At 63.8% G+C, this 22,766-nt stretch carries 23 protein-coding genes and 1 pseudogene; 15 read left to right on the top strand and 9 right to left on the bottom strand.

Annotated elements, in window-relative coordinates; all coding sequences use genetic code 11:
* Positions 1-6: 6 nt before the first annotated feature.
* On the bottom strand, positions 7-675 hold the full coding sequence (locus tag ACIQUS_RS17290) for a hypothetical protein (protein ID WP_403048758.1): 669 nt from the start codon (positions 673-675) through the stop codon (positions 7-9).
* A 151-nt stretch (positions 676-826) separates the two neighbouring features.
* On the opposite strand from ACIQUS_RS17290, the gene ACIQUS_RS17295 reads away from it, so the two are divergent.
* The 3 genes from ACIQUS_RS17295 (at position 827) to ACIQUS_RS17305 (ending at position 2,764) form a co-directional block, all read left to right on the top strand.
* Positions 827-1,561, top strand: coding sequence for a DUF2076 domain-containing protein (locus ACIQUS_RS17295; RefSeq protein ID WP_403048761.1), 735 nt, complete (start codon positions 827-829; stop codon positions 1,559-1,561).
* A gap of 101 nt (positions 1,562-1,662) precedes the next feature.
* Positions 1,663-2,142, top strand: coding sequence for an NYN domain-containing protein (locus tag ACIQUS_RS17300; protein ID WP_403048763.1), 480 nt, complete (start codon positions 1,663-1,665; stop codon positions 2,140-2,142).
* A 19-nt stretch (positions 2,143-2,161) separates the two neighbouring features.
* Positions 2,162-2,764 carry a PolC-type DNA polymerase III gene (locus ACIQUS_RS17305; protein WP_403048766.1) on the top strand — a complete coding sequence of 201 codons (603 nt, stop codon included), beginning with the start codon at positions 2,162-2,164 and terminating at the stop codon, positions 2,762-2,764.
* On the opposite strand, the gene ACIQUS_RS17310 is transcribed toward ACIQUS_RS17305, so the two are convergent.
* Entirely contained in the window at positions 2,761-3,219 is a 459-nt protein-coding gene (locus ACIQUS_RS17310) for an Lrp/AsnC family transcriptional regulator (protein ID WP_403048769.1), read from the bottom strand. The two genes, ACIQUS_RS17305 and ACIQUS_RS17310, sit on opposite strands and share 4 nt — an antisense overlap.
* A gap of 152 nt (positions 3,220-3,371) precedes the next feature.
* On the opposite strand from ACIQUS_RS17310, the gene yedA reads away from it, so the two are divergent.
* Both yedA and ACIQUS_RS17320 read left to right on the top strand, forming a co-directional pair.
* Complete coding sequence (yedA, locus tag ACIQUS_RS17315; RefSeq protein ID WP_403048772.1) at positions 3,372-4,358, top strand: drug/metabolite exporter YedA; 987 nt, start codon at positions 3,372-3,374, stop codon at positions 4,356-4,358.
* A 37-nt stretch (positions 4,359-4,395) separates the two neighbouring features.
* Positions 4,396-5,727 (top strand): DEAD/DEAH box helicase, encoded by a 1,332-nt coding sequence (locus tag ACIQUS_RS17320; protein ID WP_403048775.1) that lies wholly within the window; start codon positions 4,396-4,398, stop codon positions 5,725-5,727.
* 114 nt (positions 5,728-5,841) lie between these two features.
* Here the strand turns inward: ACIQUS_RS17320 and ACIQUS_RS17325 are convergent, their stop codons facing one another.
* The gene (locus tag ACIQUS_RS17325) at positions 5,842-7,077 is read right to left on the bottom strand and encodes a TIGR03862 family flavoprotein (RefSeq protein WP_403048778.1); all 1,236 of its coding nucleotides are present in this window, start codon (positions 7,075-7,077) and stop codon (positions 5,842-5,844) included.
* Positions 7,078-7,226: 149 nt separating this feature from the next.
* Positions 7,227-8,141: a histone deacetylase gene (locus tag ACIQUS_RS17330; RefSeq protein WP_403048781.1), complete on the bottom strand. Its 915-nt coding sequence runs from the start codon at positions 8,139-8,141 to the stop codon at positions 7,227-7,229.
* Positions 8,142-8,242: 101 nt separating this feature from the next.
* Here ACIQUS_RS17330 and ACIQUS_RS17335 point away from each other — a divergent pair, with 101 nt between their 5' ends.
* Positions 8,243-8,668, top strand: coding sequence for an EamA family transporter (locus ACIQUS_RS17335; RefSeq protein WP_403048784.1), 426 nt, complete (start codon positions 8,243-8,245; stop codon positions 8,666-8,668).
* On the opposite strand, the pseudogene ACIQUS_RS17340 reads toward ACIQUS_RS17335, so the two are convergent.
* Positions 8,634-9,483: pseudogene (locus ACIQUS_RS17340) on the bottom strand (phosphatase PAP2 family protein). The gene ACIQUS_RS17335 and the pseudogene ACIQUS_RS17340 sit on opposite strands and share 35 nt — an antisense overlap.
* Positions 9,484-9,485: 2 nt before the next feature.
* A complete protein-coding gene (locus ACIQUS_RS17345) occupies positions 9,486-10,172 on the bottom strand; it encodes a histidine phosphatase family protein (RefSeq protein ID WP_403048787.1) in 687 nt (228 codons plus the stop codon).
* Positions 10,173-10,378: 206 nt separating this feature from the next.
* On the opposite strand from ACIQUS_RS17345, the gene ACIQUS_RS17350 reads away from it, so the two are divergent.
* The 3 genes from ACIQUS_RS17350 (at position 10,379) to ACIQUS_RS17360 (ending at position 12,484) form a co-directional block, all read left to right on the top strand.
* Complete coding sequence (locus tag ACIQUS_RS17350) at positions 10,379-10,948, top strand: GNAT family N-acetyltransferase (protein WP_403048789.1); 570 nt, start codon at positions 10,379-10,381, stop codon at positions 10,946-10,948.
* Positions 10,949-11,024: 76 nt separating this feature from the next.
* Positions 11,025-11,894 carry an acyl-CoA thioesterase II gene (gene tesB / locus ACIQUS_RS17355; RefSeq protein ID WP_403048792.1) on the top strand — a complete coding sequence of 290 codons (870 nt, stop codon included), beginning with the start codon at positions 11,025-11,027 and terminating at the stop codon, positions 11,892-11,894.
* Positions 11,891-12,484 (top strand): HAD family hydrolase, encoded by a 594-nt coding sequence (locus ACIQUS_RS17360; protein WP_403048795.1) that lies wholly within the window; start codon positions 11,891-11,893, stop codon positions 12,482-12,484. The genes tesB and ACIQUS_RS17360 overlap by 4 nt, the downstream gene beginning before the upstream one ends.
* A 193-nt stretch (positions 12,485-12,677) precedes the next feature.
* Here the strand turns inward: ACIQUS_RS17360 and ACIQUS_RS17365 are convergent, their stop codons facing one another.
* The 3 genes from ACIQUS_RS17365 to ACIQUS_RS17375 all read right to left on the bottom strand — a co-directional run bounded on the left by ACIQUS_RS17365 (position 12,678) and on the right by ACIQUS_RS17375 (position 16,703).
* On the bottom strand, positions 12,678-15,149 hold the full coding sequence (locus ACIQUS_RS17365) for a TonB-dependent siderophore receptor (RefSeq protein WP_403048798.1): 2,472 nt from the start codon (positions 15,147-15,149) through the stop codon (positions 12,678-12,680).
* Between the two features lie 105 nt (positions 15,150-15,254).
* Positions 15,255-16,202 (bottom strand): FecR domain-containing protein, encoded by a 948-nt coding sequence (locus tag ACIQUS_RS17370; protein WP_403048801.1) that lies wholly within the window; start codon positions 16,200-16,202, stop codon positions 15,255-15,257.
* Positions 16,203-16,703, bottom strand: a complete 501-nt coding sequence (locus ACIQUS_RS17375) for a sigma-70 family RNA polymerase sigma factor (protein ID WP_403048803.1) — start codon at positions 16,701-16,703, stop codon at positions 16,203-16,205.
* Between the two features lie 143 nt (positions 16,704-16,846).
* On the opposite strand from ACIQUS_RS17375, the gene ACIQUS_RS17380 reads away from it, so the two are divergent.
* The 6 genes from ACIQUS_RS17380 (at position 16,847) to ACIQUS_RS17405 (ending at position 22,766) form a co-directional block, all read left to right on the top strand.
* Entirely contained in the window at positions 16,847-17,857 is a 1,011-nt protein-coding gene (locus ACIQUS_RS17380; protein ID WP_403048806.1) for an NAD(P)-dependent alcohol dehydrogenase, read from the top strand.
* A gap of 304 nt (positions 17,858-18,161) precedes the next feature.
* On the top strand, positions 18,162-18,752 hold the full coding sequence (locus ACIQUS_RS17385; RefSeq protein ID WP_403048809.1) for a peroxidase-related enzyme: 591 nt from the start codon (positions 18,162-18,164) through the stop codon (positions 18,750-18,752).
* A gap of 233 nt (positions 18,753-18,985) precedes the next feature.
* On the top strand, positions 18,986-19,762 hold the full coding sequence (locus ACIQUS_RS17390) for an ABC transporter ATP-binding protein (RefSeq protein WP_403048812.1): 777 nt from the start codon (positions 18,986-18,988) through the stop codon (positions 19,760-19,762).
* Complete coding sequence (locus ACIQUS_RS17395; RefSeq protein WP_403048815.1) at positions 19,759-20,481, top strand: ABC transporter ATP-binding protein; 723 nt, start codon at positions 19,759-19,761, stop codon at positions 20,479-20,481. The genes ACIQUS_RS17390 and ACIQUS_RS17395 overlap by 4 nt, the downstream gene beginning before the upstream one ends.
* 109 nt (positions 20,482-20,590) lie before the next feature.
* A complete protein-coding gene (locus tag ACIQUS_RS17400; protein ID WP_403048818.1) occupies positions 20,591-21,820 on the top strand; it encodes an ABC transporter substrate-binding protein in 1,230 nt (409 codons plus the stop codon).
* A 58-nt stretch (positions 21,821-21,878) separates the two neighbouring features.
* Positions 21,879-22,766, top strand: a complete 888-nt coding sequence (locus ACIQUS_RS17405) for a branched-chain amino acid ABC transporter permease (RefSeq protein ID WP_403048821.1) — start codon at positions 21,879-21,881, stop codon at positions 22,764-22,766.

A 22,766-nucleotide genomic window follows, 5' to 3' on the forward strand; every position in this document is an offset into this window, starting at 1 on the left:
AGGCCCTCAGGCCGCTGGCGGCTCGGCAGCGGTCTCGCTGATCAGCATGTACAGGCGGAACATCACCACCGTACTGAACAGTTGCAGGAAGCCGTTGAAGCTGTCGATGGCCAGTTGCACCAGCGACGATGGCTCGGGGACCAACATCTGGGTCAGACCGTCGATCAGCCACAGCGGCGCGAGCACGCCGAGGATGCAGGTGAGGATCCGCCAGAAGTTGCCGGTGGTCATCTGGAAACTTTCGCGCATGGCCGCCAGCGGCGGCAGGCCGCGCAGCACCAGCAGGTACTCGGCGAACACCAGGTTGACCATCACCCAGATCCCCGGAAGGATGAACAGCGCGGCGCCGGCCATGATCAGCAACGAACTGAGCATCACCATCAGGGCGAAGGACGGCCACAGGCGCAGGGCCATGGCCAGCAGGTTGCGCTTGAGCGGGGTGTAGCCGTTGCTGCGGGTATCGAGGTAGAGAATCAGGGCGGCGCTGTAGAGCGGGTAGAACAGCAGGCTGGCGAGCATGCCGTAGGCTTGCGACGCGTCCTTGCCCAGTTGCTGGTAGAGCAGGTGGGTGAAGAGCGCTTCGAGCACCACCAGCGGCAGGCAGAGCTGAGCGATGCTCAGCAGGTGGCGGCGGAAAAAGTACAGGGCGTCACGCAGAACACTGAGCGGATTCATCGGTCGATATCGCATTGAAAAAAGCAGGGCGTAACTTTAGCCCAGCCGTCCCTCAAGCTGAAGAAAGTTTCATCCGGCCTTGTGTTGAATCCGCAGGCCAGACGCCCCATTTTCAGTGAACCCGATTTTTCCGGCTGTGAATGAGGTTGCAATGAACAGTGAAGAACAAACCCTGATCGATGGCCTGTTCGGCCGACTCAAGCAGGCCGATGACCCGGCCGTCCCGCGCGATGCCCAGGCCCAGGCGCGCATCGCCGAGCACCTGCAGCAACAGCCGTCGGCACCCTATTACATGGCCCAGGCGATCCTGGTCCAGGAGGCCGCGCTCAAGCGCCTGGATGAGCAGAACAAGCAGCTGCAAGAGGAGCTGAAACAAGCCAGGGCCCAGCAGGCTCCCGCCAGCGCGCCGAGCACTGGCGGTGGCTTTCTTTCGAGCATCTTCGGCGGCGCCAGCCGTGACCCACAGCCGCAGCCGCAGCAGAACCCGGCTGCATCCAGTGGTGGCGGCTGGCGTGAACCTGCCCGTTCGTTCAACCCGCCGGGTGCGGCGCCCCAACGAGGATTCAACGCCGCACCTGCGCAGGCCTCGCGGGGTGGCGCCAGCAGTTTTCTCGGCGGCGCCTTGCAGACTGCCGCAGGCGTGGCCGGTGGGGTGATGCTCGCCCAGGGCATCAGCAGCCTGTTCAACCATCACTCGCAACCTGAAGAGGTGGCCGAGGTGATCAAGGAAGAACCGGCGCCGGCCAGCGACAACAGCGGTGGCTGGGGTGGCAACGACGAGCAGCGCCTGACCGCCGACAACGGTTATGACCAGGGTGGTTTCACGGACGCTGATTACGGCAACGACGACGGCGGCTTCTTCGACGGCGACGATACCTTCGTCTGACCGCGCATACCCGCACCGCCTCCAGGCTGGCATACTGGGCGCCGGAACGGCCCCGGTATGCGGCGGCCGGCAACAGCGCCCCGGCGCCAAGAGGACGAGCGGTGAAGAAGATCGCGGTATTCGCCGATGTGCAGAACCTCTACTACACCGTGCGCCAGGCCTATGGCTGCCACTTCAACTATGCGGCGCTGTGGGCCGATATCAGCCAGCGCGGGCAGATCGTCGAAGCGGTGGCCTACGCCATCGACCGTGGTGACAGCAAGCAGCAGCAGTTCCAGCAGATCCTGCGCAACCTCGGTTTCACGGTCAAACTCAAGCCCTACATCCAGCGTAGCGACGGCTCGGCCAAGGGCGACTGGGACGTGGGTATCACGTTGGATGTGATCGATGCTGCCGCACGGGTCGACGAGGTGGTGCTGGCCTCCGGCGACGGAGACTTCGACCTGTTGCTCGAACGGGTCATCAGCCGCCATGGCATCGAAGCGGTGGCCTACGGCGTGCCGGGCCTGACCGCCAACTCACTGATTCGCGCCGCCAGCCGCTACGTGCCCATCGAGGGCAGCTTGCTGCTCAAGCACTAGGTTTTATCGAGGTTATCTTTTGGAACGTATAGCGGTCATCGACTTTGAAACCACCGGTATCTCACCGGGTACTGGCTGCCGGGCCACCGAAGTGGCAGTGGTCATGCTCGAACGCGGGCGCATTGTCGAGCGTTACCAGAGTCTGATGAACGCCGGGCTGCCGGTGCCGGCCTTCGTCGCCGGCCTGACCGGCATCACCACGGCCATGCTGCGCAGCGCCCCACCCATTGCCCAGGTGATGAATGAGGTGGCCGATTTTGTCGGTGACACCCCGTTACTGGCGCACAACGCCTCGTTCGACCAGAAGTTCTGGGACTATGAGCTGGCGCAGATCGGCCGAAGCCGCAGCCAGCGTTTCGCCTGTTCGATGCTGCTCGCCCGGCGCCTGTTGCCGGCGGCGCCCAACCACAAACTGGGCACCCTGACCCGCTGGGCCGGCCTGCCGGACACCGGCACCGCGCACCGGGCCATGGCCGATGCGCAAATGGCCGCCAACCTGGCCCAGCACCTGGCCGGGCGCCTGCGCGAGCAGGGCGTCAACGGGGTCTCCCACCAGCTGTTCTGCAGCCTGCAGAAAGTCCCCGCGGCGAAGATCGGCGAAGCGCTCAAGGCCTATCGCTAGGCCTTCTTGCCGTTGTGCTCCAGGTGGCCCAGCGGCAGACGCCGCTCCACGGCGCTGGAGAGAATGATCGAGGTCTTGCTGAAGCCGAACTGGGCGACCCGGTTGATCAGCTCTTCCAGTTCCGGCATCGAACCCACCGCAGCTTGCATGATCACGCACGGATCGCCGGTGACCCGATGGCATTCGGTCAGTTGCGGGATCTGGGTGAGTTCTTCGTAGGTCTTCTGGTTGCCGTGGCTGGCCAGGCGCAGTTCGATGACGCACTGGATCGGCAGGCCGATCTTGTCCAGGTCGACCTTGGCCTGGTACCCGGTAATGACCCCACTGGCCTCAAGCTTGGCGACCCGTTCGGCGACGGCGGGCGCTGACAGATTGACCTTGCGCGCCAGTTCGGCGAAAGAGGCGCGGCCGTTTTCCAGCAGGGCGCTGAGGAGCATGCGATCGTATTTGTCCATGGGCTACCGGCAGCGGGTTTGCAATCGAAGGTTTTGGGCCTTAAGAACCATTTTTTCAAAACTGTAAGGTTCATTTAAACAGGTTTTGTAACTTATGTTTACGGCCCTGCCTTTCTAAACTAATCCCCCGACAATCAGAATTCGAGCCTGCCATGCCTGCCTCTCGTCGCTTTCCCTTGGTATTGATCGGCGCCTTCCTGGCGTTGTACCTGGTCTGGGGTTCGACCTACCTGGTCATTCGCATTGGTGTCGAATCCTGGCCGCCGTTGTTGATGGCCGGGGTGCGCTTCGTCATCGCCGGTACCCTGTTGTACGGCTTCCTGCGCTGGCGCGGCGTGCCGGCACCGACCTGGCCGCAATGGCGTGCCGCCGGCATCATCGGTGTATTGCTGCTCAGTTGCGGCAACGGTGGCGTGACCCTGGCCGAACATGCCGGCGTGGCCTCCGGCGTCGCCGCCCTGGCGGTGGCGACGGTGCCGCTGTTCACCCTGCTGTTCGGGCTGTTCTGGGGCCAGCGCAATACACGCCTGGAATGGGCGGGGATTTTCCTCGGGCTGATCGGCATTGCCATGCTCAACCTGGGCTCCAACCTGCAGGCCAGCCCCATGGGCGCGGCGCTGATCCTGTTCGCGGCGGCCTCCTGGGCCTTCGGCTCGGTCTGGAGCAAGAGTCTGCCACTGCCCCAGGGCGCGATGGCCAGTGCCGCGGAAATGCTCGTCGGCGGCGCCGCCCTGTTGCTGGGCAGCGCCCTGAGTGGTGAACGCATGACCCAGATGCCCACGGCGGCCGGCTGGGGCGCCTTGGCTTACCTGGTGTTCTTCGGCTCGATCCTGGCGTTCAGCGCCTACATGTACCTGCTCAAGCACGTGCGCCCGGCGGCGGCCACCAGCTATGCCTACGTCAACCCGGCGGTGGCGGTATTGCTGGGCATCCTGTTTGCCGGCGAGCAGATCGGTTTCGAGGAGTGCGTGGCCATGGCGGTCATCATCGGCGCGGTGGTGCTGATCGGCCTGCCGCAGTGGCGCAAGCCGACGACCGAGCCTGCCAAGGTTGAAGTGCAGCAGGTGCGCGAAGCTCAGAAGGCGCGTAAGCAACCGGTGAAGGACGTTTGTCAGGAAGGCGCAGGCGGAACAAGGTAAACTGCCGCCATTGCTGAAATCCCCTGACGGTATTGCCATGACATTCGCCAAACTCGGCCTGATTGAACCCTTGCTGCGCGCGCTCGAGCGCCTGGACTACAACACCCCGACGCCGGTCCAGGCCCAGGCGATTCCTGCCGTGTTGGCCGGCCGTGACCTGATGGCCGCAGCCCAGACCGGCACCGGCAAGACGGCGGGTTTCGCCTTGCCGCTGCTGCAGCGCCTGACCCTGGAAGGCGCCCAGGTGGCCAGCAACTCGGTTCGCGCCCTGGTGCTGGTGCCGACCCGCGAGCTGGCCGAGCAGGTGCACACCAATATCCGTGAATACGCCGAGCATCTGCCGCTGCGCACCTATGCAGTGTATGGCGGGGTGAGCATCAACCCGCAGATGATGAAGCTGCGCAAGGGCATCGACCTGCTGGTGGCCACGCCCGGGCGTCTGCTCGACCTGTTCCGCCAGAACGCGGTGAAGTTCAACCAGCTGCAGGCCCTGGTGCTCGACGAAGCCGACCGCATGCTCGACCTGGGCTTTGCCGAGGAACTGCGCTCGGTCTATGCCGCCTTGCCTGCGCGCCGCCAGACCCTGCTGTTCTCGGCCACCTTCTCCGATGAGATCCGTATGCTGGCCGGGCAGACCCTCAACGACCCGCTGAGCATCGAAGTCAGCCCGCGCAACGTCACCGCCAGCACGGTCAAGCAGTGGATCGTGCCGGTGGACAAGAAGCGCAAACCGGAGCTGTTCAGCCACCTGCTGCGCAAGCAGCGCTGGAAGCAGGTGCTGGTGTTCGCCAAGACCCGCAACGGTGTCGACCAACTGGTCGAGCGCCTGCGTGGCCAGGGCGTGAACGCCGACGGCATCCATGGCGACAAGCCCCAGGCCACCCGCCAGCGCGCCCTGGACAGTTTCAAGGCCCGCGAGATCCAGATCCTCGTGGCCACCGACGTGGCGGCGCGCGGCCTGGATATCGACGACCTGCCGCTGGTGGTCAACTTCGACCTGCCGATCGTGGCCGAAGACTATATCCACCGGATTGGCCGCACCGGTCGTGCCGGTAACAGCGGCGAGGCGATCTCGCTGGTGTGTGCCGATGAAGTGCAACTGCTGTCGGCCATCGAAACCCTGACTCGCAAGACCCTGCCGCGTCATGAAGAGCCGGACTTCATCCCCGATCACCGGGTGCCGATGACCGATGCCAATGGCCAGGTGCTGAAGAAGCCGAAGAAACCGAAGAAGCCCAAGGAAAGCAGCAGCAAGCGCAGCCTCGGGCGCTGGATGGACAGTGCCGAGAGCTCGGCGCCGGCACCGGCGGCCAAGCCGGTGCGCAAGGTGCCGACCTTCAACACCGGGCCGCGCAAGCGCAAGCCTTGAGGTCGTCGGGGCCGCTGTGCGGCCCATCGCAGGCTTCGCCAGCTCCCACGGGGATCAGTGATGATTCAGGGACTGTGGGAGCTGGCGAAGCCTGCGATGAATACACCGCGTTCCTTACGGCTTGAGCCACTCCAGCACTCCGAACCCCGCCTTGCGCCCACTGGCGAAGCAGGCGGTCAGCAGATAGCCGCCGGTCGGCGCCTCCCAATCAAGCATCTCGCCGGCGCAGAACACGCCCGGTAAGGCCTTGAGCATCAGGTGCTGATCCAGCGCCTCGAAAACCACCCCGCCGGCACTGCTGATCGCTTCATCCAGCGGGCGAGGGCGCACCAGTTCGATTGGTAGCGCCTTGATCGCCCGGGCCAGCAAGGCCGGATCGGCGAAGGTCTGCGCATCGGTCAATTCACGCAGCAAGGCCGCCTTGACCCCATCCAGGCCCAGTTGGCTGTGCAGGTGCTTGGCCATCGAACGCGAGCCGCGTGGCTTGGCCAGGGCTTTCTGGATGTTATCCACAGCCCGGTTGGGCAGCAGGTCGAGCAGCACGGTGGCGCTGCCGGCGCGGTTGATGGCTTCACGGATCTGCGCCGACCAGGCATACACCAGGCTGCCTTCAAGGCCCTGGGCGGTGACGATGCACTCACCCAAACGCGGCGTCTGGCCGGCAACGCTCAAGGCGATGTTCTTCAGCGGGGCGCCGGCAAACTTGTCCTTGAGCAGCGCGCTCCAGGCCTGCACCTCGAAACCACTGTTGGCCGCTTGCAAGGGCGCGACCTGTACGTTTTTATCCACAAGCCAGGGCAGCCACGCCGCATCGGAACCCAGGCGCGCCCAGCTGCCGCCGCCCAGGGCCAGCACCGTGGCGGCCGGGTTGAGTGCCAGTTCGCCCTGTGGATAACTGATCCGCAGGCTGCCATCGGTATTCCAGCCGAGCCAGCGATGACGGGTGTGGATAACTACGCCGGCATCACGCAGGCGCTTGAGCCAGGCGCGCAGCAGCGGCGCGGCTTTCATGTCGCGCGGGAAGACCCGTCCGGAACTGCCGACAAAGGTTTCGATGCCCAGGCCGTGAATCCACTGGCGCAAGGCATCGGCGTCGAAGCCTTCGAGCAGACCGGCGATTTCACCGGCACGCTCGGCATAGCGCGAAATGAAGGCCGGGTAGGGCTCGGAGTGGGTGATGTTCATGCCGCCGACCCCGGCCAGGAGGAATTTGCGTCCCACCGACGGCATGGCGTCGTACAGGTCCACGGCATGCCCGGCCTGACTCAGCACTTCGGCGGCCATCAACCCGGCCGGCCCGCCTCCGATAATGGCAACGTGTAGGCGGTCGGCGGAGCGGGTGTCGGTCATGGTCGGCTGCAAGCTGGAAAAAAGAGCCGGCATTCTACCCTAGCGAGGCGTGCGGAAACACTGAGCAAAAAATGAACAGCTGCCTCAACCCCAGGTAAACAAAGGGCTGGAGTGGTTTTCACGCAGGTTATCCACAGGCGGCTCCACAGTCATTGTGAGTAACCCAGCACCCGGCTGGCACTGTGGTGAAGGATGCCATGGCGACGGGCCAGGGCCTGGCGGTCCTTGCTGTAGCCGCCACCGATCACCCCGACCACCGGGATGTCCCGGCCCAGGCACTGGCGCAGCACATGCTCGTCGCGGGCGGCGACCCCTTCATCGGTCAGTTGCAGGTAGCCCAGGGCGTCGTCCTTGTGCACATCGACGCCGGCGTCATAGAGCACCAGGTCTGGCCGGTACAGGGGCAGCAGGTAGTTCAGGGCGTCTTCGACCACCTTCAGGTAGGCCTGGTCACCCATGCCCCGCGGCAGGGGGATGTCCCAGTCGCTGCGGGCCTTGCGTGCCGGAAAATTCTGTTCGCAATGCAACGACACGGTGATGGCGTCCGGAGTGTCGTGGAGGATGCGCGCGGTGCCGTCGCCCTGATGGACGTCGCAATCGAAGATCAGCACCCTGTGTACCCGGCCGGCCTCCAGCAGGTAATGGCTGATCACTGCCAGGTCATTGAAGATGCAGAAGCCGGCCGGATGATCGTAGTGGGCATGATGGGTGCCGCCGGCCAGGTGGCAGGCGATGCCATGTTGCAGTGCCTGCTCGGCGGCCAGCAGCGAGCCGCCCACCGCCCGCACGGTACGCCGCGCCAGGGCTTCGCTCCAGGGCAGGCCGAGGCGACGCTGGTCTTCGCGGGACAACTCGCCGTTCATGTAACGCTCGATGTAATCGCGGTCATGGGCCAGGGCGAGGATATCGTTGGGGCAGATTTGGGGGCGCAGCAGGGCCTGGTCGGTGGTCAGGCCGCTGTCGACCAGGTGGTCGCGCAACAGGCGGAACTTGTCCATCGGAAAGCGGTGCTCGGCGGGAAACGCCGGGCTGTAGTCGTCGTGATAGATCAGCGGCAGGGGCATGGCAGGTTCTTGACCGGGACAGAAGACGATCTTGCCAGTTGCCCGGGCCCTTGCGCTACCTTGTAAGCAGGTCGACGACTTCAACCACGGGTGAACTGACGATGCTGGCTTCCTGGACATTCTGGGCCGTGCTCTCTGCGGTGTTCGCGGCGCTGACCGCGATCTTCGCCAAGGTCGGCATCAGTGGTATCAATTCCGACTTCGCCACCCTGTTGCGTACCGTGGTGGTGCTGGTCAGCCTGGCGCTGATTCTCTATGCCACCGGCCAGTACCAGTCGCTGAGCGATATCCCGGCGCGCAGCTACCTGTTCCTGGTGCTCTCCGGGCTGGCCACGGGGGCTTCCTGGATCTGCTACTTTCGCGCCCTGCAACTGGGCCAGGCCTCCCAGGTCGCCCCTGTGGATAAACTCAGCGTGGTACTGGTCGCCGTGCTCGGGGTGACCCTGCTCGGCGAGAAGCTCGACCTGCGCCAGTGGGCGGGCATCAGCCTGGTCACTCTTGGCGTAGTGCTGCTGGCATGGCGCTGATGGCGATCGCCTGCGGTGTGCTTGTCGAGCGCCTGGCAGGTGCTTGCAGGGCCTCTCGCCCGTAGAAAAAACAACGCGGTCAGCCAGGTGGTCAGCCAGACGAAAATACCGGCCCAGAACGTGTGCGACATGTAGTGCCAGCCCTGGAGTACTCGGGTCGTACCATAGACCAGGCCCAACAGCAGGATCGTGATCAGCAGGGTGCGTGCGTGTTGCCAGCGATGACGCCGGGCGACGAAGTACAGTGCCAGCAGGGTAAAGCCGCTGGAGGCGTGGCCACCTGGCCAGCAGCGCCCGTCCCCGGCCTTGTCGAGCCAGGAGAAGTGTTCGAACCACTCGGTGCGCAGCTGTGTGCCGCCGTACAGGGTGGTCTCCACCGGGCAGTACACGCTGGTGTGGCTCTTGAGGTAGTGAATGACCGTGGTGCACAAGGCGAAGGCCACGACCACGAAGAGGAAGTCACGCCGATGCCGGGTGCTCAAGCGCAACAGCGGGGCAATCCGCGATTTCTCCAGCACAGGGTTATGGGCGAGCCGGGGGGACCTGGCCAGGCGCGGCCAGACGAATGACAGCAGCGCGCCGATGATTGCCGCCTCGCCAGTCCAGTTCGGCAGGATTCGCGGCCACTTGTGGGTGACCTTCTCGAACCACTGGTCGTGCAGCAACGGGAACTGGCCAGTGGCCGGATCGAGCAGCAGGTTGCTGATCCAGCGGTCCAGGTGCGTCAGGTCGAACATCAGGAACACGACAACCGCGAGCAACAACGGGATGCCCAGGTTGACCAGGTAGAAGGCCTTGCGTGAAGCGCTTTGCATGCTCACGTCCTTGTACTGTCCACGAGCTTTTGCCACTCGCTGGCGTTCATCTGGCCCAGGATTCGCGGCTTGCCATTGGCAGCCACTGAAATGAACAGGGCGCTGGCATACTCGGCGGAGCGCAGGGCCCCCGGCACGTTCAACTGGCGCTCCATGTGGTCGATGCAGCCACTGTGGGTCACCAGTACCAGATTGTGCGCCGGTGCCTTGTGCGCGAGGGCCGTGCTGGCAAAGTCTTCGTCGCACGCTTGCACCCAGTCCTGGGTACCGATGGCTTTGCCGAAGATGAAGTGAGCGGTCTGACGGGTCCTGACCGCCGGGCTGCTAAAGACATCGGCGTCGTTCAACCCCAGTTGCAGTAGGCCGTTGCCGACGTCCCGGGCAGCCTGGCTGCCGGCTACGGTGATACCCGTCGGATCACCCAGGCAAGGGGTGGTCGAGCGATCACAGCGTTCGGCGTGACGGATCAGTACGATCACCGAACCCTTGGCCCATGCCTTGTAGACCCCACGGCTGTGCATTTGCGTATCGCTACTCAGGTCCACAATGCGCGTTTTCGTTGAGGCCCATGTGGTAAGGGAGGCCAGTGCCAGCAAGATGCACAGGCCGATGAGTTTCGTTTTGCCAGTCAGTTGGCGTCGTCGCTCGGGTGTTGGCGGGGTGGTGGTGTGAGCTTCGCTTGGCAACATGCTGCTACTCCATGACGCGGAATCAGATCGGGTGGCAGCCGGGCGGGGCAGGTACCACAAGAGTGGCGGCACTCTAGGGGGCGAGCCGTGGACAGCAGGTGAAGCAGATGTGAAAAATATCTTCGTGGTTTCCTCCGGTCTGATCGCTCGCTTTCTTGCACCTGCCTACGCTGTAATCATCCCGGTGATGGACTGAGGAGCGGTGAATGACCCCCATACTTGAACTGGAGAGCGCGCGACTGCTACTGCGCCAATGGCAGGACGACGACCTTGGCGAGTTCGCGGCCCTGTGTGCCGACCCCCACGTCATGCGCTATTTCCCAGCGCCCATGACACGCCTGGAAAGCGCCGCTCTGATCGGCCGCATCCGTGGCCATTTCAACGAATACGGTTTCGGCTTATGGGCCCTGGAGCGCAAGGACAGTGGCGCCTTCATCGGCATGACCGGACTGCTGAATGTCAATTTCGATGCCGACTTCACCCCGGCGGTGGAGATCGGCTGGCGCCTGGCGCGCCGGCACTGGGGGCTGGGGTTCGCCAGCGAGGCGGCCTGGACCAGCCTGCGTTGCGCCTTCGCCCAGTTGGGCCTGGAACAGGTGGTGTCGTTCACCACCGAGAGCAACCTGCCGTCGCAGAAAGTCATGCAGGCCATCGGCATGCAGCAGGACATCGATGGCAGCTTCATGCATCCGAAACTGCCCGAGGGTCATCCCCTGCGTGCCCATGTGCTGTACCGCATCTCTCGCGCCCAGTGGCAACAGACCTTGCGTGGCTGAATGGCACAACATAGGGGTGAGCGATGACAAACCCTGTATTATTTGCCCAGGTGCGCATCGCTTTGGAGAATCTTGAATGAGCCACGTGTTGGACGATCTGGTTGACCTGTTGAGTCTGGAAGCCATCGAGGAAAACCTGTTCCGCGGGCGAAGCCAGGACCTGGGCTTTCGTCAGCTGTACGGCGGTCAGGTACTGGGGCAGTCGCTGTCGGCCGCCAGCCAGACGGTCGAAGAGGCGCGTCACGTGCATTCCCTGCACGGCTACTTCCTGCGCCCGGGCGATGCGACGATGCCGGTGGTCTATTCGGTTGATCGCGTGCGTGACGGCGGCAGCTTCAGTACCCGGCGGGTGACGGCGATCCAGAAAGGCCAGCCGATCTTTACCTGCAGCGCCTCGTTCCAGTACGACGAGGAAGGTTTCGAACACCAGACGCAGATGCCGAACGTGGTTGGCCCGCAGAACCTGCCGTCGGAAGTGGAACTGGCCCAGCGCATGGCCGACCGCCTGCCCGAGTCGATCCGCGACAAGATGCTGTGCGCCAAGCCGATCGAGATGCGCCCGGTGACCGAGGAAGACCCCTTCAACCCCAAGGTGGGCGACCCGGTGAAGTACATCTGGTTCCGCGCCGATGGCAACCTGCCGGACGTGCCGGCGCTGCACAAGTACATGCTCGCCTACGCCTCGGATTTCGGCCTGCTGACCACTTCGCTGCTACCCCACGGCAAATCGGTGTGGCAGAAGGACATGCAGGTCGCCAGCCTCGACCATGCCCTGTGGTTCCACGGCAACCTGCGGGCCGACGAATGGCTGCTGTATGCCATGGACAGCCCCTGGGCCGGCAATGCCCGCGGCTTTTCCCGCGGCAACATCTACAACCAGGCCGGGCAACTGGTGGCCTCGTCCTGCCAGGAAGGCCTGATCCGTCAGCGCAAGGACTGGGCATGAGCCTCCAGGACATCCGTCACTGGGTCTTCGACATGGATGGCACCCTGACGGTGGCCGTGCATGACTTTGCCGCCATCCGCGAGGCGCTGGAGATTCCGCCAGGCGACGACATCCTCACCCATCTGGCCGCCTTGCCCGCGGCAGAGGCGGCGGCCAAGCACGCCTGGTTGCTGGAGCACGAACGCGATCTGGCGATCGGCTCGACGGCAGCGGTCGGGGCGGTTGAGCTGGTGCGCGAGCTGGTTGCCCGTGGTTGCCAGCTGGGCATCCTCACCCGCAATGCCCGTGAGCTGGCGCATGTCACGCTTGAAGCCATTGGCCTTGCGGACTGCTTTGCCGAGCAGTACGTGCTGGGCCGCGACGAAGCACCGCCCAAGCCGCACCCCGGTGGCTTGCTGAAACTGGCCGATGCCTGGTCGGTGGCGCCCGGGGAAATGGTCATGGTCGGTGACTACCGTTTCGACCTCGACTGCGGCAAGGCGGCGGGTACCAGGACCATCCTGGTCAACCTGCCGGACAACCCCTGGCCGGAGCTGGCGGATTGGCATGCGGCGGATTGCCGGGCGTTGCGGGTGTTGCTCACGTCGTAGCGGCTTGGCATCTGTAGCCGCAGCCTCGTGCCTCGGCAGCGGCTACAGGGTGTTGGCGTTCAGAAGCCATCGCCGGCGCTGCCGGCTCCCACAGGACTTCGCTGCGCACCGCCCGCCTGCGATCGACTGCGCAGCAGTCGCAATGCCTCTACGACCGCTTCGCAGCCTGGCGGCAGCGGCTACAGCGCAATCCTCAGAAATCCCAGCGGGTCGTCAGCATCAGGTTGCGCGGCTCGCCGTAGTAGGTGGTGTCGAAGTTGCCCAGTCCGGTCAGGTAGCGTTTGTCGAAGACGTTGTTGGCGTTGAGGGTGAAGCTCAGGTGCTCGTCATACTGATAGCGGCTCATCAGGTCGACCAGGGTGTAGCCGCCTTGCTTGATGTAGGTGTAATCATTCACCGCACCGCTGTAGATCTTGCCGTAGAACGCGCTCTGCCAGTTCACGCCGCCACCGACCGTAACCTTGTCGAGCACGCCCGGCAGGCGGTAGGTGGTGAACAGCCGCACCAGGTGCTCAGGCTTGCTGGTGCTCATCGGGAAGCCGTACATGCGTTGCTCGTCGGCATCGCGGGTGCGGGCGTAGGTGTAGCCGGCCGAGAGGTTCCAGCCTTCTTGCAGCTCGCCGGCGATTTCCAGTTCCACGCCTTTGGTGGTCGCCCCGCTGACAGCCTTGTAGATGCCTTCGTTGGTCGCCGGATTGGTGCCGACCGATTCGGCCACGTTGTCCTGTTCGATGCGGAACACTGCCAGGCTGGCATTGAGCCGGCCGTCGAAGTAGGCCGCCTTCAGACCGGCTTCGTAGCTGTCGCCTTCAACCGGGTCGAGGGTGACGCCGTTGACGTCCTTGTTGGTTTGCGGCTGATAGATCGAGGTGTAGCTGGTGTACACCGAGTAGGTGTCGTCCAGGTCATACACGACGCCGGCATAGGGGGTGACCACGCCGTGCTGTTTGTAGCTGGCCGAGTTGTCCTGGAAGTTCGGGTTCAGGCCGTCGTAGTCGTAGTCGTCGTGGTACTTGAAGGTGCTGACCCGGCTGCCGAGGATCACCGAGAGTTCGTCGGTAGGTCGCAGACGGGTGGCGATGTAGGCGCCGGTCTGGCTCTTCTTCTGTTCGTACTTGCCGTTCTTCGGGAAGTCCGGCACGCCGATGTGGCCGTTCCAGTCGAAGATGCTGCCTGGCACCATGGCGAATTCGCTGGTGTCCCAGGTGCTGCCGGTCTGGCGCGAGTAGGAAGCGTTGTAACCGACCACCAGGTCATGCTGGCGGCCGAACAGACTGAACGGGCCGGAGAGGTTCAGGTCGGCGCTGTTCTGCACCCGATGGCCTTCCCAGCGGCCCCAGTAGAAGAACATGCCTTCGCCGGCGCGGTCCGGTGAGCCACCGCTGGCCGAGGCCAGGCGGGTGTCGTGGTCGCTCTGCAACTGGTTGAGGCTGAGCTTGAGCGACCAGTCGTTGGCCAGTGCCTGCTCGAGGGAGGCGAAGTAGGTGCGGTTCTGGAAGTCGCGGCGGCTCCAGTCGGCGCCCGGGTTGAACGAGCGGGAGAAGTCGGTGCGACCACCATCGCTGTAGTACACCGGGTTGCCGGTCCAGGAGGTGCCGCGCGGGGTGGTGTTCTGCTGGTCCATGCCTACGGTCAGCAGGGTATCGGGCGTGAGGTCGGCCTCAAGGATGCCGTAGTACACCTCTTTCTTCTGCTGGTAGTGGTCCTGGTAGCCCTGCCTGTCCTGTTGCGCGCCGACGAAGCGCCCGCGCAGGGTGCCACTGCTGTTCAGCGGCCCGGACACATCACCTTCGCCACGGTAGTCGTCCCAGCTGCCGGCACTGCCGCTGAGCGAAGCCTGGAACTGCGCGGTGGGTTTCTTGCGGATCAGGTTGACGGTGGCCGACGGATCACCGGAGCCGGTCATCAGGCCGGTCGCGCCCTTGAGGACTTCGACGCGGTCATAGATGGCCATGTCGACATGGGCGGTGCCTTCGCCATAGACACCGTCATAGATGGTGTTGACCCCGTCGTACTGGTAGTTGGTGATCACCAGGCCACGGCTGGAGAATTCGGTGCGGTCGCTGTCATAGGTCTGGGCCGAGACACCGGGGGTATTGCGCAGTACATCGGAGATGCTCTGGGCGCCCTGGTCGTCCATCAGTTGGCGGGTAACCACGGTGATCGACTGCGGTGTTTCACGGATCGACAGCGGTAGCTTGGTTGCGGTCCGTGACGCGCCGGTGGTGTAGGAACCGGTGTTCTCCGTGGTTTCACCCAGCAGCTGGCCGTTGATGCTGGTCGCGCCCAGTTCTACCGCGCCTTCGCTGCCCGTCGCCACCAGCACATAGCCGCCGTTGCTTTGGCGCTGGGCCTGCAGGCCGCTGCCCTGGAGCAGGCGTGCCAGGCCTTCTTCCACCGAATAGTTGCCCTGCAGGCCGGCCGATTGCCGGCCCTGGGTCTGGCGTGCATCGAAGGACAGGGTGATGTTGGCACGGGTGGCGAACAGGCTCAGGTTGGTGCCCAGCGGGCCCGGGGCAATCTGGAAATGGGTGCTGGCGCTCTGGGCCATGGCCTGGCCGGGCAGCAATGCCAGCAGGGGCACCGGTGCCAGGGTCAGGCCGAACAACGCCAGGTGGACGGCGCGAACCAGGGGGCGGGGCGCCCGTGGGCAAATGCGGGTCATGCAGGTTTTCCTTCGATTGGCTGGGCAGAGGGGGCAGCTGGATGGGCTGCTCTACCTGCGTAGCCGAATGAGAATGAAAATCGGCAACCCTCTTGCTGAAAATAGTCAGGCCGGTTCGATGCTCACCCAATAGCGCGTCAGGTACTTGACCTTGACGGGCAGGGACGCCGCGAGGTTTTCCAGGATGGTGTCGGTATCGTCGATGCGAAAGGCACCGGACAGGCGCAGATCGGCGATGCCCTCGGCGCAGCGCAACATGCCGGGACGGTAGCGGCGCAATTCACTGATGAAGTCGGCCAGGCGCCACTCGATCACGGTCAGCATGCCCTGGGTCCAGGCGCCGGTACCGGGGGCTACCGCGCTTGCCGGGGCGATGTGTTGATGATCGAAGCGCACCGCCTGACCGGCATCCAGGCGTAGCATCAGCTGCGGTTGATCCACCGGGCGTATCTCCACGGCATGTTGCAGCACGCTGACCCGGCTCACACCGTCTTCGCTGTGCACGCTGAAGCGTGTGCCCAGGGCGCGGACGCTGCCTTCGGCCGTTTGTACCAGGAAGGGACGGGTGGCCGGGTCGCTGGCGGTCTGCACCATGATTTCGCCCCGGTACAGGCGCAACCGACGGTGCTGGCCGTCAAAGTGGATATCCACGGCGCTGTCGGTGTTGAGCTCCAGCTGGCTGCCGTCGCTGAGCATGACCTTGTGGCGCTGGCCCTTGCCGGTACGCAGCTCGGCCATCAACGCCTGGGCCGGATTGCTGTCACGCACTGCCCAGCCGCTGGCACCGACAGCCAGGAGCATGGCCAGGGTCTTGAGCACGGCACGGCGACGGGCGCGCACGCCGGCCAGGGTCGGCAGGGCGACATCGGCGGGCAGGCTGCCCAGTTGCCGTTGCAGTTTTTCCACCCGTGCCCAGGCCTGGGCATGCGCCTGGCTTTTGCCCAGCCAGTCTTGCCAGGCCTGAAGCTGGGCGTCGCTGGGCTTGGCGGCGTTGAGCTGGACGAACCAGGTGGCGGCCGCTTCCAGGGTGCGGTAATCCGGGGGCTGGGCCATTCAGTCGTCCGTCAGCAGCAGGCAGTGGGTCATGGCGCGGATCAGGTGCTTTTTCACCGTGGTGACCGACACCCCAAGGCGCTCGGCGGTGGCCACATAGCTCAGGCCTTCCAGCTGTACGGCCAGGAAGATCTGTCGGGTACGCTCCCCAAGTCCGTCGAGCAGGGTGTCCACGGCCACCAGGGTTTCAAGGATCAGCAAGCGGGTTTCCGGCGAGTCGGCCATGCGCTCCGGCCGGCTCGCAAGCTCCGCCAGGTAGGCCTGCTCCAGCGCCTTGCGGCGGAATTTGTCGACCATCAGCGCATGGGCGATGGCGCCCAGGTAGCTGCGCGGCTCACGAATGCTCTCGACATTACGTGCGCTCAGCACCCGGATAAAGGTGTCCTGGGCCAGGTCCGCGGCATCGCTGGCATTGCCCAGGCGAGCGCGCAGCCAGTTCTTCAACCAACCGTTGTGTTCACTGTAAAGCGCATGCAGGGCGGCGTGATCGGGGGCGGGCATGAACGGTGCGACCAGTGTGGTAATTGATAATTAGTCGCATTATTGTGGTTTGTCCCGATGTTTCGCAAGTAGGGTCGCTTGACCTGCGCCCGGCCCCGGCAAAGACTGATGAGCTATTTGTCGGATCGAATCAGGAGATTCCCATGACCAGCAAGGCTATCTACGTCCAGGCGGGCGGTGGTTACGACAAGGTGCAGGTCGGCACCTGTGATGCGGCGCCGCCCAAGGCCGGCGAAATCACCGTGCGCCTGCACGCCAACTCGCTCAACTATCACGACTTTGCCGTGGTCAGCGGCATGTGGGGGCCGAGCGAGGCGCGCATTCCCATGGCCGATGGGGCGGGTGTGGTAACCGCTGTCGGCGCTGGTGTCACCGAGTTCGCCGTGGGGGATACCGTGGTCAGTACCTTCTTCCCCGACTGGCTGGATGGCCAGGCGCAGGTGGAAGGCTTTGCCACGGTGCCGGGCGATGGGATCGATGGCTATGCCCGCGAGCAGGTGACCGCCCGTGCCACCTCCTTTACCCATGCCCCCAAGGGCTACAGTCACGCCGAGGCGGCGACCCTGACCACCGCAGGCCTCACTGCCTGGCGGGCGCTGATGGCCGATGATGCGCTCAAGCCCGGTGATACCGTGCTGGTGCAAGGCACCGGCGGCGTGTCGATTTTCGCCCTTCAGTTCGCCAAGCTGGCCGGCGCAACGGTGATCGCCACTTCCTCCAGTGACGAGAAGCTCGAACGCCTCAAGGCCATGGGCGCCGACCACCTGATCAACTACCGCAAGACCCCGGCCTGGGGTGAAACCGTGCGCCAGCTCACCAACAACCGCGGCGTCGACCATGTGATCGAGGTGGGTGGACCTGCCACCCTGGAGCAATCGATGATCGCCGCGCGCATCGGCGGGCATATATCGCTGATCGGCATCCTGACCGGCGTCGCCGGGCAACTGCCGTTGGTGCAGGCCCTGGTGCGGCAGATCCGTCTGCAGGGCGTGCTGGTCGGTAGCCGTGCGCAGCAGCAGGCGATGATCCGGGCGATCGATGCCAACGGCCTGAAGCCGGTGATCGACAAGACCTTCGCGCTGGAGCAGATCGTCGAGGCCTTCCGTTATCAGGAAAGTAACCAGCATTTCGGCAAGATCTGTCTGGAGTTCTGAGCTTTTCACCTGTGCAGCATGGCCTATGCCATTGCCAGCGCACTGGGATGGTTGCCGGGCGGTTGGTAATGCCGGCTTGAGCTAGGCCGTTGCGGCGGGTCTGGCGCACCTTGATCACGGATCAAGGCCACAAAAGGCATCTGCGCCTGGCGCACGATGCCTTTTCTTTTATCCGCTGACAGGGCTTGTTGCTGTTTGGTGCTTACGTTAACGTTAACGTAAATATGCATCCGCCAGCTCGGGTGCTGAACATTAACCGGGTCCCGCGCGACCCCCTCCGTGATCTTTGCTCAAGGACGTGCACATGAGTTCAAGCATCAGCCATTTCCCGCTTCCCGAAACCCTTGAAAATTTGCCTGTAGACCTGCGCGAACGCATCGTGGCGGTGCAGGACAAGGCCGGGTTCGTCCCCAATGTATTCCTGATGCTGGCGCACCGGCCGGCGGAGTTCAGGGCATTTTTCGACTATCACGATGCCCTGATGGAACGCGAGTCCGACAGCCTGACGGCCGCGGAGAAGGAGATGATCGTGGTCGCCACCAGCGCGCGCCATGGCTGCCTGTACTGCGTCGTGGCCCATGGCGCCATTTTGCGTATCTACAGCAAGGACCCGCTGTTGGCCGACCAGGTGGCGATCAATCATCGCACGGCCCCCATCGGTGAGCGGCAGCGGGTGATGCTCGATTTTGCCTTCCACCTCAGCTTTGCCGGTGGCGCGCTGGATGATGAGTGGCGTGAGCGACTGCAGGCGGTTGGCTTCAGCCTCGACGATATCTGGGACATCGGCGCGGTGACGGCGTTCTTCAGCCTGTCCAATCGCCTGGTGTCGCTGGCCGGGACGCCGCCCAACCCTGAGTTTTACCTCATGGGTCGCCTGCCCAGGGCCGCAAAGTGAGCGATTCACACAGGTGTTTGAAGGTTTTCCAGCCCTCTTTAAGGCCGCGGATGCCCGTGCTTGAGCGCTTCGCATGGCTAGATGCCAGTAATGAAATATCCTGTTACAAGTCGGCTCTTTAGTCCCTGTAGGACTTTTGTATATTTCGTCACGTTTACGTAAACGTTAATAACCAAGCAAGTGTGTCAGCAGCGCCATAACCAATAAAAACAATCAGGGTTAGAGGGCTCCACATGTCACCAGAGTTTGTGTTGGAAACACGCGGCCTGACCAAGGAGTTTCGCGGCTTTACCGCCGTTGATTCGGTCAATCTGCGTGTTCAGAAGGGACACATCCACGCACTGATTGGTCCCAATGGGGCCGGCAAGACCACCGTTTTCAATCTTCTCACCAAATTTCTCCCGCCAACCCGTGGCGAGATCCTCTACCTCGGCAAACCGATTACCCACCTCAAGCCCAACGAAGTGGCACGCCAGGGCCTGGTGCGCTCGTTCCAGATTTCGGCGGTGTTCGGCCATATGAGCGTGCTGGAAAACGTGCGCGTGGCACTGCAACGCAAGCAGGGCAATTCGTACCATTTCTGGAAGCCCGAGCGTGGCCTCGACGCCCTCAACGAGCGGGCCCTGCAGATGCTCGAGGAGGTCGGTCTGGTCGATTACGCCCACACCCAGACCATCGAGCTGCCCTACGGTCGTAAACGCGCGCTGGAGCTGGCCACCACCCTGGCACTGGACCCCAGTGTCCTGTTGCTCGACGAACCGACCCAGGGCATGGGGCACGAGGACGTGAACATGGTCATTGAACTGGTGCGCCGCGCAGCGGTGGGGCGCACGGTGTTGATGGTCGAACACAACCTGAGCGTGGTCAGCGAGCTGTCCGACCGCATCACCGTGCTGGCCCGCGGGGCGATTCTCGCCGAAGGCGACTACGCCAGTGTTTCCGCCGACCCTCAGGTGCGCGAGGCCTACCTGGGCAGTGAAGCGGTGATGGCTGAAGGGGCGCACGCATGAACAGTCTGCACACCCCTGAATTCGAACAACTGCGCGTTTGCGACCTGCATGCCTTTTACGGCGAATCGCACATCCTGCACGGCATCGACCTGCAAGTGCGCCGTGGCGAACTGGTGACCTTGCTGGGGCGCAACGGTTCCGGTCGATCCACGACGCTGCGCGCGATCATGAACATGGTGGGCCGCCGTACCGGCTCCATCGTGGTCAACGGCACCGAGACCATCGGCCTGCCTGCCCACCTGATCCCGCGCCTGGGCGTCGGCTTTTGCCCGGAGGAACGGGGCATTTTCGCCAGTCTCAATGTCGAGGAAAACCTGCTGCTGCCGCCAACGGTTCGCAGTGACGGCATGAGCCTCGATGAAATCTACGAGATGTTCCCCAATCTCTACGAGCGCCGTTTCAGCCAGGGCACGCGCCTGTCTGGCGGTGAGCAACAGATGCTGGCCATGGCGCGGATCCTGCGCGCGGGCGCCAACCTGTTGCTGCTCGACGAGATCACCGAAGGCCTGGCCCCGGTGATCGTGCAGAAACTGGCGCAGGTGCTGATCAAGCTCAAGAACAAGGGCCTGACCATCGTCCTGGTGGAGCAGAACTTCCGCTTCGCCGCGCCGTTGGCTGACCGCCATTACGTGATGGAGCACGGTCAGATCGTGGAACAAATCAGCGCCGCTGAACTGGACGCCAAGCAGGATCTTCTGCACCGCTGCCTGGGCGTCTGAACCTCGTTTTACCCCGCGCATGACGCATGTCGCCGAGTCCCTGGGCCCGACGACCCGGGGCCGCTTTGCCTGGAACAATAAAAATAATTTTGGACAGTGGGTGAATGACATGAAGGTTTTTCAGCACACAGCAAGCGCCATCCTCGTTTCCAGCCTGATCGCCAGCGCGGCCCAGGCCCAGATCAGTGACGACGAGATCCGCATCGGTTACCTGGCGGACATGTCGGGGACCTACCGCGATCTGTCCGGCCCGGGAGGCCTTGAGGCCTTGAACATGGCCATCGAGGATTTCGGCGGGCAGGTCAATGGCAAGAAAATCGTCGTGTTCAGCGCCGATGACCTGAACAAGCCGGATGTCGGTGCCAACACCGTGCGCCAGTGGGTCGATGAACGTAACGTCGACATGGTCACCGGCATGGTCGCCTCCTCGGTGGTGCTGGCGGCGAGCAAGGTGGTCGAGCAGTCTGGCAAACTGGCGCTGATCTCCGGTGCCGCCGCGTCCAGCCTGACCAACGAATACTGCTCGCCCAACCACATCCACTGGACCTACGACTCCTACGCGCTGGCCAACGGCACCGCCAAGTCGGTACTGGCCGACGGCGGCAAGAAGTGGTTCATCCTCACCGCCGACTACGCCTTCGGCCACGCGATGGAAGCGGACATCACCAAGGTCGTCGAAGCCGATGGCGGCCAGGTGGTCGGCAAGGCCCGCCACCCGTTCCCGAGCAGTGATTTCTCCTCCTACATTCTCCAGGCCCAGGGCTCCGGGGCGGACGTGATCGCCTTTGCCAACGCCGGTTCCGATACCGTCAACTCGTTGATGACCGCCAGCCAGTTCGGCGTGGCCCAGTCCGGGCAGAAGCTGGCCGGCATGGTGGTGTTTCTCAACGATATCCACGCCATGGGGCTGGACGTGACGCAGAACCTGATGCTGACCACCGGCTGGTACTGGGACATGAATGACGAGAGCCGCGCCTGGGCCCAGCGCTACCATAAACGCTTCGGCAAGATGCCGGGCATGGTGCCGGCGGGCATCTACTCGGCCACCACCAACTACCTCAACGCGATCAAGGCCACCGGCAGTGACGAGGCCCAGACCGTGCGCACGCAGATGATGGCGACACCGGTCAATGACATGTTCGCCAAGAACGGCAAGGTGCGCGCCGATGGCCGCATGGTCCATGACATGTACCTGGCCCAGGTCAAGACCCCCGCCGAGTCCAAGGGCGAGTGGGACCTGTACAAGATCGTACGCACCATCCCCGGTGACGAGGCGTACCGCCCGGCCTCGGAAAGCAAGTGCCAGTTGCTGAACAAAGAATTGGCGAAGCGTGACTGATGTTGCTGGCCCGGCTGGTGTCAGCCGGGCGTCACGGACTTTCTGCGGGTGGTGAATCATGACTTTGATATTCGGTATTCCCCTGAGCGTCATGTCGGGGCAGTTGCTCCTGGGGCTGATCAACGGTGCGTTCTACGCCTTGCTCAGCCTTGGCCTGGCGATCATTTTCGGCCTCTTGCGCATCATCAACTTCGCCCATGGCGCGCAGTACATGCTGGGGGCTTTCGCCGCGGTAATGGGGCTCAACTACCTGGGCGTCAATTATTGGGCCGCGCTGGTGCTGGCGCCGCTGCTGGTGGGCGTGGTCGGGGTGTTCATCGAGCGCTTCCTGCTGCGCCGCATTGCCGGTGAGGACCACCTCTATGGCTTGTTGCTGACCTTTGGCCTGGCCCTGATCCTTGAAGGCTCGTTCGTCAAACTGTTCGGGGTGTCCGGTTCGTCCTACCCGATGCCGGAGCAGCTCAAGGGCGGCTTCAACCTGGGCTTCATGTTCCTGCCGACCTATCGCGCCTGGGTCATCGTCGCCGCGCTCGCGGTGTGCCTGCTGACCTGGTTCATGATCGAACGCACCCGCCTGGGTTCCTACCTGCGTGCCGGCACCGAGAACCCGAAGCTGATGCAGGCCTTCGGCATCAACGTACCGCTGCTGGTCACCCTGACCTATGGCTACGGCGCCGCCCTGGCCGCCTTCGCCGGGGTGCTGGCGGCGCCGGTCTATTCGGTCACGCCGACCATGGGCGCCAACCTGCTGATCGTGGTGTTTGCCGTGGTGGTGATCGGCGGGATGGGGTCGATCATGGGCGCCATCGTCACGGGGCTGGCCATGGGCCTGATCGAGGGGCTGACCAAGGTGTTCTACCCCGAAGCGTCCAACACGGTGGTGTTTCTGGTCATGGTACTGGTGCTGCTCGTGCGTCCGGCCGGGCTGTTCGGAAAGGAGGCATGA

This window comes from Pseudomonas sp. NPDC090755 (assembly GCF_044769005.1).
Lineage (GTDB): Bacteria > Pseudomonadota > Gammaproteobacteria > Pseudomonadales > Pseudomonadaceae > Aquipseudomonas.

Bases quoted from the DNA above. Each gene is read 5' to 3' on its own strand.
- ACIQUS_RS17290 (WP_403048758.1), bottom strand. From the start codon at position 675: ATGAATCCGCTCAGTGTTCTGCGTGACGCCCTGTACTTTTTCCGCCGC.
- ACIQUS_RS17295 (WP_403048761.1), top strand. From the start codon at position 827: ATGAACAGTGAAGAACAAACCCTGATCGATGGCCTGTTCGGCCGACTC.
- ACIQUS_RS17310 (WP_403048769.1), bottom strand. From the start codon at position 3,219: ATGGACAAATACGATCGCATGCTCCTCAGCGCCCTGCTGGAAAACGGC.
- yedA (WP_403048772.1), top strand. From the start codon at position 3,372: ATGCCTGCCTCTCGTCGCTTTCCCTTGGTATTGATCGGCGCCTTCCTG.
- ACIQUS_RS17320 (WP_403048775.1), top strand. From the start codon at position 4,396: ATGACATTCGCCAAACTCGGCCTGATTGAACCCTTGCTGCGCGCGCTC.
- ACIQUS_RS17325 (WP_403048778.1), bottom strand. From the start codon at position 7,077: ATGACCGACACCCGCTCCGCCGACCGCCTACACGTTGCCATTATCGGA.
- ACIQUS_RS17330 (WP_403048781.1), bottom strand. From the start codon at position 8,141: ATGCCCCTGCCGCTGATCTATCACGACGACTACAGCCCGGCGTTTCCC.
- ACIQUS_RS17335 (WP_403048784.1), top strand. From the start codon at position 8,243: ATGCTGGCTTCCTGGACATTCTGGGCCGTGCTCTCTGCGGTGTTCGCG.
- ACIQUS_RS17345 (WP_403048787.1), bottom strand. From the start codon at position 10,172: ATGTTGCCAAGCGAAGCTCACACCACCACCCCGCCAACACCCGAGCGA.
- ACIQUS_RS17350 (WP_403048789.1), top strand. From the start codon at position 10,379: ATGACCCCCATACTTGAACTGGAGAGCGCGCGACTGCTACTGCGCCAA.
- tesB (WP_403048792.1), top strand. From the start codon at position 11,025: ATGAGCCACGTGTTGGACGATCTGGTTGACCTGTTGAGTCTGGAAGCC.
- ACIQUS_RS17360 (WP_403048795.1), top strand. From the start codon at position 11,891: ATGAGCCTCCAGGACATCCGTCACTGGGTCTTCGACATGGATGGCACC.
- ACIQUS_RS17365 (WP_403048798.1), bottom strand. From the start codon at position 15,149: ATGACCCGCATTTGCCCACGGGCGCCCCGCCCCCTGGTTCGCGCCGTC.
- ACIQUS_RS17370 (WP_403048801.1), bottom strand. From the start codon at position 16,202: ATGGCCCAGCCCCCGGATTACCGCACCCTGGAAGCGGCCGCCACCTGG.
- ACIQUS_RS17375 (WP_403048803.1), bottom strand. From the start codon at position 16,703: ATGCCCGCCCCCGATCACGCCGCCCTGCATGCGCTTTACAGTGAACAC.
- ACIQUS_RS17380 (WP_403048806.1), top strand. From the start codon at position 16,847: ATGACCAGCAAGGCTATCTACGTCCAGGCGGGCGGTGGTTACGACAAG.
- ACIQUS_RS17385 (WP_403048809.1), top strand. From the start codon at position 18,162: ATGAGTTCAAGCATCAGCCATTTCCCGCTTCCCGAAACCCTTGAAAAT.
- ACIQUS_RS17390 (WP_403048812.1), top strand. From the start codon at position 18,986: ATGTCACCAGAGTTTGTGTTGGAAACACGCGGCCTGACCAAGGAGTTT.
- ACIQUS_RS17395 (WP_403048815.1), top strand. From the start codon at position 19,759: ATGAACAGTCTGCACACCCCTGAATTCGAACAACTGCGCGTTTGCGAC.
- ACIQUS_RS17400 (WP_403048818.1), top strand. From the start codon at position 20,591: ATGAAGGTTTTTCAGCACACAGCAAGCGCCATCCTCGTTTCCAGCCTG.
- ACIQUS_RS17405 (WP_403048821.1), top strand. From the start codon at position 21,879: ATGACTTTGATATTCGGTATTCCCCTGAGCGTCATGTCGGGGCAGTTG.